Origin of the sequence: Roseovarius tolerans, assembly GCF_028885395.1 — a bacterium.
Taxonomy (GTDB): Bacteria; Pseudomonadota; Alphaproteobacteria; order Rhodobacterales; family Rhodobacteraceae; genus Roseovarius; species Roseovarius tolerans.
Genome location: NZ_CP118494.1, coordinates 2,962,217 through 2,973,198, shown reverse-complemented (window position 1 = coordinate 2,973,198; position 10,982 = coordinate 2,962,217). Strand labels below are relative to the sequence as shown.

13 protein-coding genes are annotated in these 10,982 nt (G+C 63.3%); 3 read left to right on the top strand and 10 right to left on the bottom strand.

Annotated features, from left to right (window positions below; translation table 11 throughout):
- Positions 1-275: 275 nt before the first annotated feature.
- The 10 genes from PVU19_RS14680 to PVU19_RS14635 form a co-directional block, all read right to left on the bottom strand.
- Positions 276-686, bottom strand: a complete 411-nt coding sequence (locus PVU19_RS14680) for a DUF6511 domain-containing protein (RefSeq protein ID WP_274789789.1) — start codon at positions 684-686, stop codon at positions 276-278.
- 3 nt (positions 687-689) lie between these two features.
- Positions 690-2,330, bottom strand: coding sequence for a DEAD/DEAH box helicase (locus PVU19_RS14675; protein WP_274789788.1), 1,641 nt, complete (start codon positions 2,328-2,330; stop codon positions 690-692).
- A gap of 41 nt (positions 2,331-2,371) precedes the next feature.
- Complete coding sequence (locus PVU19_RS14670) at positions 2,372-2,965, bottom strand: hypothetical protein (RefSeq protein WP_050664301.1); 594 nt, start codon at positions 2,963-2,965, stop codon at positions 2,372-2,374.
- A gap of 19 nt (positions 2,966-2,984) precedes the next feature.
- The gene (locus PVU19_RS14665; protein ID WP_050664300.1) at positions 2,985-3,860 is read right to left on the bottom strand and encodes an ATP-binding protein; all 876 of its coding nucleotides are present in this window, start codon (positions 3,858-3,860) and stop codon (positions 2,985-2,987) included.
- Positions 3,857-4,345 (bottom strand): hypothetical protein, encoded by a 489-nt coding sequence (locus tag PVU19_RS14660; protein ID WP_050664306.1) that lies wholly within the window; start codon positions 4,343-4,345, stop codon positions 3,857-3,859. The genes PVU19_RS14665 and PVU19_RS14660 overlap by 4 nt, the downstream gene beginning before the upstream one ends.
- Positions 4,346-4,389: 44 nt before the next feature.
- Entirely contained in the window at positions 4,390-4,743 is a 354-nt protein-coding gene (locus PVU19_RS14655; protein ID WP_274789787.1) for a hypothetical protein, read from the bottom strand.
- An 18-nt stretch (positions 4,744-4,761) separates the two neighbouring features.
- Positions 4,762-5,022 (bottom strand): hypothetical protein, encoded by a 261-nt coding sequence (locus PVU19_RS14650; RefSeq protein WP_274789786.1) that lies wholly within the window; start codon positions 5,020-5,022, stop codon positions 4,762-4,764.
- Between the two features lie 84 nt (positions 5,023-5,106).
- On the bottom strand, positions 5,107-5,649 hold the full coding sequence (locus PVU19_RS14645) for an RNA polymerase sigma factor (RefSeq protein ID WP_274789785.1): 543 nt from the start codon (positions 5,647-5,649) through the stop codon (positions 5,107-5,109).
- 279 nt (positions 5,650-5,928) lie between these two features.
- On the bottom strand, positions 5,929-6,174 hold the full coding sequence (locus PVU19_RS14640) for a hypothetical protein (RefSeq protein ID WP_147434238.1): 246 nt from the start codon (positions 6,172-6,174) through the stop codon (positions 5,929-5,931).
- A 76-nt stretch (positions 6,175-6,250) separates the two neighbouring features.
- Complete coding sequence (locus PVU19_RS14635) at positions 6,251-8,425, bottom strand: hypothetical protein (RefSeq protein ID WP_152911630.1); 2,175 nt, start codon at positions 8,423-8,425, stop codon at positions 6,251-6,253.
- Positions 8,426-8,819: 394 nt separating this feature from the next.
- On the opposite strand from PVU19_RS14635, the gene PVU19_RS14630 reads away from it, so the two are divergent.
- Genes PVU19_RS14630 through PVU19_RS14620 form a run of 3 tightly spaced genes read left to right on the top strand, consistent with a single transcriptional unit; the run spans position 8,820 to position 10,980 of the window.
- A complete protein-coding gene (locus PVU19_RS14630; RefSeq protein WP_050662639.1) occupies positions 8,820-9,275 on the top strand; it encodes a DUF2924 domain-containing protein in 456 nt (151 codons plus the stop codon).
- The gene (locus PVU19_RS14625; RefSeq protein ID WP_050662640.1) at positions 9,275-10,600 is read left to right on the top strand and encodes a recombinase family protein; all 1,326 of its coding nucleotides are present in this window, start codon (positions 9,275-9,277) and stop codon (positions 10,598-10,600) included. Before PVU19_RS14630 ends, PVU19_RS14625 begins: the two co-directional genes overlap by 1 nt.
- Positions 10,600-10,980 (top strand): hypothetical protein, encoded by a 381-nt coding sequence (locus PVU19_RS14620; protein ID WP_420833232.1) that lies wholly within the window; start codon positions 10,600-10,602, stop codon positions 10,978-10,980. The genes PVU19_RS14625 and PVU19_RS14620 overlap by 1 nt, the downstream gene beginning before the upstream one ends.
- The last annotated feature ends 2 nt before the right edge of the window (positions 10,981-10,982 follow it).

Sequence of the window (10,982 nt, the reverse complement as noted above, 5' to 3'; positions counted from 1 at the left end):
GCATCTGCAGGATTGGCACCAAACGGGAACCACAATTTCGCAAGCGCGCACGGCATGCCTAACAGCCTGATGCGCCGCTAGCTTTTGGCGATTGCGGGTGCGATATCGCTGTTGTGCTTCCCGGTGGCGGGCTGGGTCACGGTGATTGCGGGCGTAATCGCGCTGGTACTCCCTGAGGCAATCCCTGCACCAGGACTGCAGACCGTCAGCACTTCGCTTGCGTAGGCCGAATTCGCTCGAGGGTTTTGGTTCTCCACATTTCGAACATGACTTCATCAGAACGGCACCTCCGGGGTTTGGGCCCGCGCGATGTCAGCCATGGCCTCACGGAAGCCCTCGACCGCTTCCTCGATCAGGGCGCGCACCTGTGCCTCGGTCAGATCCGCGAACGCGGTCTGCCAGCCGATCTCGTCCATCAGCAGCGCCAGCCGCTTTATGGTGGCGGTGATGGCGGCGCGTTCTTCTTCGGTGAGATCAACCATGGCAAAACGCTCCCGCGCCAAGCGCGTCCAGAAGTCTTGGCAGGGCATCGAGCAGAACCAGACCGATGGCCGGGGCAGCTTCGACCGGACCGGATCGCGCCAGCCAAAACCACGCGTGGGTTGCCGGCAGACAGCACAGAGCGTTCCACGCGGATGCCAGAGACGACGCCGCTCCTCGGCCGTGATGAGGGTTATTGGTTTCATGGTTCACGCCGCCATCCGTTCTGTCCCGGCCGCCGCATCTACAGCCGCGCGGATGGCGCGCTTGTTGAAGCCGAAGGTCATCAGCGCCGAGGCGCGATAGCGCGTCAGGCCGAAATCGTGGCGGCACTCGGGCGGCAGGTATTTCAGCTGCTTGTCGGTCGCCGCCTGTTTCAACCACGCCTTGGTCTTGAAGGCGCTCTCATCGCTCTCGTGGTTGTTCAGCCAGTCGTCAGCCTGCGCGAGACAGACCGTGCGTTCGCCGACACCAAGCAGCCGGGACGCCTGACCTTTGCCGCCGCCGACAGCGTGCCAACGGCCATCGAGGAAGAATATCCCGCCCCATGCGTTGAACCCGTTGGCCATCAGGGCCGCATCGTCGCCGAAGAGGTCAACCCATGCGAAACTGGAGCGTTTCAGCAGGTCGATCTCGGACATGATGAAACTGTCGATCGGTGCGGAACCCTCCCGCGACAGGTCCGCTCCGCAGAATGGGCATTCGGTGACAGCGAGCGGGATCTGTGCCTCGCATTCAGGGCAAGTCTTGCTCGGGGCGGGTCCTGGCACCGGTTCGCGACCGTCCAGGTCGACATCCTGCTCCAGCGTGCCGTGCGTCAGGCTCGACGTCCCGAAATCCAGCACGATGCAGTCTGTCTTGACGACGCCCGGGTATTCTTCCGGATCGACGGTACGCAGACCGCGGCCGATCATCTGGATCATGGTGGATTTGTAGGACGAGGGTCGCAGCAGCACGACACAGGAGGTGGGCGGATGGTCCCAGCCCTCCGTCAAAATCGAAACGTTGACGATCACCCGGATTTCGCCCGAGGCATAGGCGGCGAGGATCCTGCGCCGGGTCGCCCCGTCCAGGTCGCCATGGATGACGGCCGCTGAAATGTCCGCGTCGTTGAAGGCCGCGGCGACGTTCTCTGCGTGAGCAACGGTGGAGCAGAAAACGACCGTGGGTCGGTCGCCCGCCTTCTCCTTCCAGTGCCGGATCACCTCGTCAGTGACCGGGGCGCGGTTCATAATGCCCGCCACCTCATTCATGTCGAAATCCGACAATGTCTTGCGCACCTCGCGCAGCTGGTCCTGCACGCCGACGTCGATGATGAAGGTGCGGGGCGGCACGAGATGGCCTGATGCGATCAGCTCTCCCAGACGGACCTGGTCGCCCACATTGTCGAAAATCTCGCGCAGACCTTTGCGGTCACCCCGGTTCGGCGTGGCGGTGACGCCGAATATCCGGCAATCGGGATTAGCGCTTCGCGCGCGATCGATGATCCGGCGATAGCTATCAGCCACCGCGTGGTGCGCTTCGTCGATGACCAGCAGGTCAAGCGCGGGCATCGCGGTGAGATTGGCGGTACGCGTCAGCGTTGGCACCATGGCGAAGGTCGCCTGACCGGCCCAATCCTTGGTTCTGGCGTCTATAACCGAGGTCGTGATCTTCGGCGCGACCCGGCCGAACTTGGTGCGGTTCTGGGACGTCAGCTCGTCGCGATGGGCGAGGATGCACGCCTTCGCGTCGCTGCCCTCGATGGAGCGCGCCACAACGGCGGAGAGCGCGATCGTCTTGCCGAAGCCGGTAGAAGCGATGCTGAGCGTGTTGCCATGATCGCAGAGCGCAGCAAGGCTGCGCTCCACGAAGAGGCTCTGGCGCGGACGAAGGCGCATCTCGCAGCCCCTTACTGCGCCCATGCCGGGCGACCCGGCACAGGTGCGGCGGCAGGTTGCGGCGCAGGCGCAGTATTGGTGGCGGATTGCTGTTGGCCCAGCGACGGTGCCGCGCCCATGGCCTGCGCATAGTCACGATGATCGGGTGTGACGGCGCTGCGGATCTCGTTCTTGTCGTCGCCGCTGGCGTCCGTACCGATGTCGATACGGGCGATGAACTCGATCCCGTCGAGGTCCGCAAAGCCGCTGATGCGTCGCGCCGCCTGCGCCTCGGCCGACATGTCCTTGTCGGAAATCCCCCGCGCCGAGTTCAGCATGCCACGCACGAGGCTGCGGCCCATGTTGGTCCAGTCCGGACCCTTGGGGCTGTAAAGGCCAATCAGCGTGAAGATCTTACGCCGGGCATACTGGCCTTCGGTCACGGTGAACTCGCCGTTGAGATAGACAGCACCTGTCGAGCCGCGCGTGGCATAGCCGCCGGTCCAGCCCTGTGAGGCATCGTCGAACCCGCCCGGGCGGATGGTCAGGCGCACCTTGGCCAGCGTGCCTTTCGGGATAAGGTTGGTGTTGCTTTGCGCGTCGTTGAAATCGTTCCAGGAACCCATGGGGAACCTCCTTCTATTTTCAGGATTGCGGTTGGGATTGGTCGGCACCGGCCGGATCGGCAGGCGGCGGGGCGTAGGTCAGCCGATCCGTCACGGGAGCGGCGGGAGTCCGGATCTTCGCCATCAGGCGGCCGAGATGGGGTTCTTCCACCTGTCCTAGGCGGCCAGAGCGATCCTTGGCAGGAAATCCCCAAGGGTTGATCGTCTGGCAGACAAAGGCGCGATACGGATCACCGCCGTCGGCCTTCAGTTCGGCCATGGTGATCACTTCATCGACGATCCCCGGCAGCTCGAGGCCTGTTTTGGAGCCATCGATCTGCGGCTGGAAAACCTTGCGATTGAAGTCGTCGAGCTTCTCGTCAAGGATCCCAACGAACCACACGTTCTTGGCCCGCGTGTGCTGCAGATGGGTGAGCCAGCCTATCATCTCGCGGCCATGCAGCCCGTAAGCGCCACGCACATCCGGCTTGCCGGTCTTCTCCGACAGCGCCTCGGGCTGGCCCTTGCACCAGCCGAAACAAAGCCGCCCCGCCACAGTGATGGAGTCGACGAAGATGGTGTCGTAGCGATCGAGTTCCGCCGGATCGCCGAAGCGGTCGCAGACGGCGGTATAATGCGCCGGGCTGTAAGGCTGCTCGTCGCGCAGCGCCGGGTTGGGCCCGCCGATGAACACCGCGAAATCCCGGCATTCCGTCCATGTGCGCGGCCGGATGCTGTCTCCCGCCCAGCCCTCGATGGCGAGATCGCCCGCTTCGAGATCCATGAACAGCGTGCGCTTCGGATCGAGGGTCCAGAGCAGCGAGGTTTTCCCAATTCCGCTCTTGCCGAAGATGCAGCCCTTGATGCCGCGCGGCTCGGCCAGCCGTTGGTCAGCGGTGATGATGGGGAGGCTCATTGGTCGGCCCCCTGCGCGAGGATCTCGACCTTCAGCGTGCCGGGACGGACGGTGCGTGCGGGCTCGAATCCTTGCCGGATTGCCTCGGGCCAAGCCGCGTATTTGCGCTCCGGCACCTTGTAAGCGAGATCGACATATTCGGCCGGATCGTCCCCGGCATCGCGGATCCTTGCGACCATGTCGGCAAGCCGGTCCTGATCCCAATCCACCCGCTTCGGCAGATCAGCCACCACGGTGAAATCACCGTCGTCGAAGCGGACGGTGCCGGTGTCCTTGCCCGAAACCTGGCGTTCTTCGGCGGCCCGGGTGGCGTAGCGAACGGCCAGTCCAGCATCGAAGCGGGTCTTGGCAGCCTTGTCGCGCTTCAGGCGTTCGTCGATCTCGCGCTGCAGGATCGCCAGCAACTCGACCGGCAGGGCCGCGATCTCGGCGGCGCTGACGGATAGCAGATCGTCGGGCGTGGGCGTGTTTTCTGGGAATGGCATGAAAGTGTCTCCGTGATCGGTGAAAAAAGATTGAAATGCGGGCATCACGCGGCCTCCTGTTCCGCGAGCAGCAGCTCGGACAGGGAGACGGCGGCGGCTTTGGGCTTGGGTCTGGCGACGGCGATGTAGGCGAACTGGTCAGGCCCCACGCGCTCCTGGACGAGATGCACGAGGCCCAGTTCGGCGGCCCAGAAGGCCCGCGATCCAAGACCGCGCAACGCGGCACGCGCCGCATCCGACAGCTTTGAGAACATCGGGAAGACGTCGAGCACCAGAAAGCCGCGATGGTATTCCAGCCGGTCGCCGGGAACGGCCTGCGCCACCCATGCGCAGAACTCGATCTCGGACAGCGGTCGGCTGGCGCGGACCGTGATGAAGGGTGTGGTTCCCATGAACATGATCTCCTCCTTTTCCCTCTACTCAGGCCGCTGCTGCATCGTCCCAGCGGGGACCGAGGCCGCTTCGGTGTCTTGGTTTGAGGCGTTGTGCTGCTCGTCCGGCTGGCCCGCTTCGGCGTCGGCGTAGACCGCCACGAGAGGCGTCCCATCCTGGTGGGCACCGGCATTTTCGATGCGGTAGGCACGCTGGTTCTTCAGGATTTCCGGCAGCTCCCAGCGGCGGTAGAGGCCGGGGATGCGCTTGAGGTCTGCGGACAAGAGGTCGGCTTTGCTGATCATGCTGGTCGACTTTCGGTTTGAGTGGGGCGCGCGGTGGCGTCTGAATGGGAAAAGCCACCGCGCCGCAGGGATCGGGACATCCGGTCAGCGAAATTCTTGCAGGACGTCGCGCAGACGCCGGGTCGCCCGCTGATAGCGTTTGCGCGTCGCCGCCTCGGACAGCCCCATCTCGGATGCGACCTCAGCCTGGGAGAAACCGTCGATGGCCACACGGATCACCAGATCCGCATCCGTGCCGATGATGCGGACCAGATCGCCGTGGAGCAGTCCGGGGCTGGCAGTGGCCTGTGACACTCCCCCGTCAATCGGGATATCGTCCGTATCGGTCTCGCTGCGCAGGTACTGGTGCCGGTCCTCGCGCTGACGCGTTCTGATCAGGTCGCGCTCGATGTTCCGCAGGATGGTTGCCGCGATCCAGTTGACCCGCCGCAGGTCCAATCCCCGAATGGTTTCCGAGGCCCGTGCGAGGATTTCGGATGCAACCTCATCGCCGGTGCCGATCCTGCGCCAGATCGATCTGCGCCGAACGGCATCCAGCCCCGGCCAGAGCGCCAGCAGCATAAGCGTCAGGGCACAATCGGAGGCCGCGCCGCCGGACTGCGCGGCCGTGACCAGTGCAACCAGCAACCGATTTTTGTCGTCTGGCGCACGGCAACCGACGTGCAGCGTGTCCAGCACTGCGGCCGGATCAGCGAAATGCGCGAGCGGCCCGCTGCTGCGCCGGAGATCATCGAAGGTGTGTTGAAAAACAAGAGTTGAAGAAGAAAACATGAGGTGATCACGGATCTCGTGCCACGCGATAGACATTGGACGCCTGCCTTGCGGCCAGGCGTCCGGCGCCTTTTTGTGGCCAGGTCAGGACGTCACGCGTCTCTGCGGTTTCTGGGAGTTGGGTGGATGCGCGCGTCAGCGCGCGGGTACGGTCGCGTGGTTCAGCGTGCCGCAGCCGCGGCATGTGGCCTGAACCGGAAAGCCGACGAGATACTCGTGCCCCCGCGCGAAACGCAGGTGCATCCGGCTGTCACGGCAAACGCCGAGCAGCTTGTCACAGCGCGTGCAGCGCCATTCCGAGTTGGAGGTGGTGGGCTTGGTCTTCGCGGCGCCGGACCAGCTCGTCGGGGCTGCCTGGCGCGAGGGAAAGGGAGTCGGCATTGAGGTGCTCCTCTGTTCGAGTGAGCACCCCTACTGACTGGCCGAATCGGAGATGGTCAGACCCCCCAAAGGGAGATCAAACGGAGATGGGTTCCTCGCACAGAGCCCAATATGCGCGGCGTGGCGAGTACAGGTACCGGGCGTTCACCTCGGCCCATTCGTCCCCAAATAGCTGAGGCAGCTGGGAAAAACCGGCATAGTCCTTCAGAACTGCAAGCTTCACGCCGTTTTCACGATCACGATGGGCCATGTAGAGACGCTCGAAGAGCTTCACCTTTTTCGCCCCTATGACGATGCGGGGATCCTGACCAGGCACGGTGATCTGAGCGGCGTCATTGCCTTGTTTGCGGAAGTGGATCGCCGCGCCCCGCGCAGCCGGGTCGATCGCAGCCTCGTAGGAGGAACGCACCGCATCCGCGTCGATCATGCCGGCATCGGCATCGATGTGATCCCTGAGGCTCAGGACGACGTGGCAACCTAGATAGGGAAAGCGCACGTCTTGTGGCACGAAAACGATTCCGCGCACGCGGTTGCCTTCGCCTCGGACGAGACGGTCGGAGGCCTCCAGCAATCTGTCGACCGACGTTGCGCGCGCGAGGAAGATCGGTGCGTCGGCCAGCCCGATACTTGCGACACCCACCTGATGGAGATGGTCGGCCATCTCGCGCACGCGACCTTTCAGGCCCGTTGGCTTGAGCAAGTCGCGCAGCGCGTCTCGCAAGTAGTCGAAGCGGATCTCGTACTCAGAGACGTCCTCTGCCGGGATCGTCGAACCCGTTCCACCTTCGATCAGCGTCAGTGTTGCCTCGTCGCTCGAGCCGTCGCGCTCGACGTTGTGAACGACCTCGCCAAGCTCATCGTCTTCGAACAGGATGACATCCGACCATCCCTTGCGTGTCAGGAAGCCGGCGCCGGTCAACTCGTCGGCGGCGATTCCAAGTTCATCAAGAGATCGGCCGGACGCCTTTTCGTTGGCGAAATCGTATAGCGACAGCAGCTGTGGAAGTTTCTCCTTGCGCTGCGGCTTCGAAAGGTCGCCGATGCGTTCCATCACGCCCCAAGCTTCAAGGAGATCATATCCCAGCTCTCGCTTGGCGGGGTCCCGCTCGCTCTGAATGTTCGACTTGTTCCTGCCGAAGACGTCGAACTGCAAGATGGCCTTGCGCTCGCGCCCATCCACATGCTCGATCCGGAAGCGGACCTTCGTGACATAACCGCCGCCCGCTTTCGGAATGATTGCCCCGAAAACGCTGCGGGCGATTGCGTCTATGTCGTCCTCCGGGGCGACACTGAGGGTCACCTTCCGAGACCAATCACCCAGCGCGACCTGAACTTCGATTATGCCGGCCTTCTTGACCCGATGGGCTTCTTCATCGGGTATCGGCAGCTTGAGTGAGTTCCGGAAGCGCGACAGATTGTAGGTCTTCTGGGTGAGGGGCTTGTTTGAAATGTCGTGCTTCAGAGTATCTGCGGCGAACAGGTTGGCGACGATCTTGCGTTCCACCCTGTCGCGCGAACACACCTCGATCCGTCGCCGGGCATGTGAATAGACCAGCAGCATCTCATCAGGTGGGCGGAAATAGAGCAGCTTCGTCGACTTATCCGGCTGGACGGTCTTTTGGCTCGCGTAGGCGCCGAAAAAGGTGACAGCCAGCAGTACATCCTGACTTTCACCGTTTTCGGCGGGCAGGTCGACAGCCTCCACCTTGCAACCATCTTCATGCTGCAGGCGCTCCGCGATTTCCGTAGAGAGCGCATCATGGTCGACACCCGCGGCAGCGAGGGGAATCGAAGCATCTATCGACCACGCCTCGTAAAGCGTTCCGTGCTCGCGGTAGACCCGCACCTGCATTGCGCGCTCAGCGGCCTCGAACAGCGCAATGGCATGGAGGTAGGCCCAAAGGCTCCTGGCGACCTCATCGCGCTGCGCCTTCAACCCTTCCTTCGCAGCGAACCGTGGGTCTTCGGCGAGCCGACGCAGCATCGCATCTGGCGTCTTGTCGGTCATCAGCATGACGCGACGGGCCTCGATCTCTATCAGGTTAATTCGGTCGCTCTTCAGAGCCTTCAGAGCTTCCGCCATTTTTTCGCTACGGATCTGATCTTCAGCATCTGCGGGCACAGCGGCCATTGCATCGCTCAGAAATACCGAAAACTGGGAGTGCGAAAGAAACTCGCTGATCAAATGGATTGGGGATTCAATAAACAGGCGCGAAAGCTCCGGCGCCCCGCGAAACAATGACCTAGCCACCTTGCCCTCCTACTTGCTGTCCTCACTACACTTTGCGGAGCGCCAGTCTGACGATTCAATCGAACAAAACAAGACCGAAGCGCAACCGGAAGCGGCAGCGGCACCCACCATGATCGTTTCTGGAGCGATGTCCCGATCCCGTGCGGCAGATGGCTTTTTACGGATGAAGCCACTGCTGAACGGACTCGCCCCGCATGAAACGTCCCAATCCGCTCCCGTCCGACCAGATGACCGCCGCCGAGCGCCGCGCCGAACTGTGCGGTCTGCTGGCGCTCGGTCTGGTTCGGCTGCTCGGGCAAGATATGCGCGAAGTATCTGACAATACTGGAGAACGTTGCCTACACTATCCCGACGACCAATGCCGTCATGCAACTCCAACTCACCGGAGAAACGCATGAACAAGCCCGATCCCATCCCCGCGCGCCTGGCCGCACTGAAATCCATGTCCGTCACCCAGTTGAAGTCGGAGTGGCAGACGATCTTCGACACAGCGGCACCGAACAACAGCCGAGCGTTCCTCGAGACCCGGTTGGCCTACCGCATTCAGGAGCTGACCTATGGCGGCCCCGATCATCAAACCCGGCGCATGCTGGACCTTCTGGCCGACGAGGTCGGCGGCACCCTGACGCGCAAGAGCCAGATCGCCGATCCTCGCAATCCCGTGGTCGGCACGAGGCTGATCCGCGAATGGAACGGGGTCGAGCACACGATCACGGTCTTGCGGGACGGGTTCGAGTGGCAGGGGCGACCCTACAAATCCTTGTCTGCGATTGCGCGGGCGATCACCGGGACGCGCTGGAATGGCTACCGCTTTTTCGGGTTGCGCGAACGAAAGCGGGGGAATGATTGATGGATCAACGCGCAACTCCAATTCGCCGCCAGCGCTGCGCTATCTACACGCGCAAATCCTCCGAGGAAGGGCTGGAGCAGGAATTCAACAGCCTGCACGCCCAGCGAGACGCCTGCGAGGCCTACATCGCCAGCCAGCGCTCCGAGGGCTGGGTGCTGGTCCGCGATCAGTATGACGACGGCGGCATCTCGGGCGGGACGCTCGAACGGCCCGGCCTCAAGCAGCTTCTGGCCGACATCGAGGACGGCCTGATCGATGTGGTGGTCGTCTACAAGATCGACCGCCTGTCGCGGTCGCTGATGGACTTCTCGAAGCTGGTCGAGGTGTTCGACCGGAACGGCGTGACCTTCGTGTCGGTGACGCAGTCCTTCAACACGACGACGTCCATGGGGCGGCTGACGCTGAACATCCTGCTCAGCTTCGCCCAGTTCGAGCGTGAGGTCACAGCCGAGCGCATCCGTGACAAGGTCCGCGCCTCCCGCATGAAGGGGATGTGGATGGGCGGCTATGTCCCGCTCGGGTACGATGTAAAGGACCGCAAACTCGTGGTGAACGAGGAAGAGGCCGCCACCGTGCGGGGCATCTTCGAACGGTTCGTCGAGGTCGGGTCAGCGACCGTGCTGGCCCGCGAACTGCGCCGCAAGGGGCTCCGCAACAAGCAGGGTACGTTGGTCGACAAGGGATACCTCTACAGGGTGCTGGTGAACCGCGTCTATCGCGGCGATGCGGTCCACAAGGGCAAGGCCTATCCCGGCGAGCATCAGGCCATCATCAATGAGCGGCTGTGGGATCAGGTCCATGCCATCTTTCGGGAAAGCCCGCGAAAACGGGCCAACAACAGTCGCGCGCAAGCGCCTGCGTTGCTCAAGGGGCTGATCTTCACGGCCACGGGCGCCGCCATGACTCCGAGCAGCACGAAGAAGGGCGCGCGGCGATACCGGTACTACGTCTCGATGGACGTCATCAAGAATCGCGAACCCAGCGATGAGAGCATCCCGCGACGCCTTCCTGCCGACCTCGTCGAAGCGGCCGTGGTGACCGAGTTGCGGCGGGTGATGCGCGCCCCGTCGATCACGGCGCAGGTCATCGCCCACTTGGTGCGCGAGGGTCACGCCTTCGCCGAGGCCGACGTGATCTCCGCGCTGCAGACGTTCGATGACGTCTGGGGCCAGCTGTTCCCTGCAGAGCAGACCCGGATCGTGCAGTTGCTGGTGCGCCGGGTCACCGTGACGTCCGAGGGGCTGGTGATTGATGTCCGGACCGACGGCGTCTCGGGCGTCATGCGCGACATGATGGCCCCACGAAAGAAGGTGGCGGCGGAATGATGAAACACGACGAGTCCATCCAGATCTTCGTGCCGCTCAAGGTTCGCAAGCAGAACGGGCGGCCGAAGATCATGCCGCCCGCCACCTATCTGCCCAGCGAAGACCGGACGCAGGATCCGCATATCCTGCGCGCCATCGGCCGGGCGTGGGGCTGGCGGCGACGCATGGAGGCTGGCGAGTTCAACACGGTCACCGATCTGGCGAAAGCCGTGGGGCTGGCCGAACGCCATGTCAGCCGACAACTGCGGCTCGCCTATCTCGCGCCGGGGGTCGTCAAGCGCTTGGTTTACAAGCGCGAGGTGCCCGCCGTGACCCTGTTGAAACTGACCGATGTCGCGGCCTTGCCGTGGCACGAACAGCCGGAGCGGGTGTTCGACTGACC

Coding starts and splice junctions, on each gene's coding strand:
- PVU19_RS14680 (WP_274789789.1), bottom strand. CDS start 686: ATGAAACCAATAACCCTCATCACGGCCGAGGAGCGGCGTCGTCTCTGG.
- PVU19_RS14670 (WP_050664301.1), bottom strand. CDS start 2,965: ATGGGTTCCTGGAACGATTTCAACGACGCGCAAAGCAACACCAACCTT.
- PVU19_RS14665 (WP_050664300.1), bottom strand. CDS start 3,860: ATGAGCCTCCCCATCATCACCGCTGACCAACGGCTGGCCGAGCCGCGC.
- PVU19_RS14660 (WP_050664306.1), bottom strand. CDS start 4,345: ATGCCATTCCCAGAAAACACGCCCACGCCCGACGATCTGCTATCCGTC.
- PVU19_RS14655 (WP_274789787.1), bottom strand. CDS start 4,743: ATGTTCATGGGAACCACACCCTTCATCACGGTCCGCGCCAGCCGACCG.
- PVU19_RS14650 (WP_274789786.1), bottom strand. CDS start 5,022: ATGATCAGCAAAGCCGACCTCTTGTCCGCAGACCTCAAGCGCATCCCC.
- PVU19_RS14640 (WP_147434238.1), bottom strand. CDS start 6,174: ATGCCGACTCCCTTTCCCTCGCGCCAGGCAGCCCCGACGAGCTGGTCC.
- PVU19_RS14630 (WP_050662639.1), top strand. CDS start 8,820: ATGAACAAGCCCGATCCCATCCCCGCGCGCCTGGCCGCACTGAAATCC.
- PVU19_RS14625 (WP_050662640.1), top strand. CDS start 9,275: ATGGATCAACGCGCAACTCCAATTCGCCGCCAGCGCTGCGCTATCTAC.
- PVU19_RS14620 (WP_420833232.1), top strand. CDS start 10,600: ATGAAACACGACGAGTCCATCCAGATCTTCGTGCCGCTCAAGGTTCGC.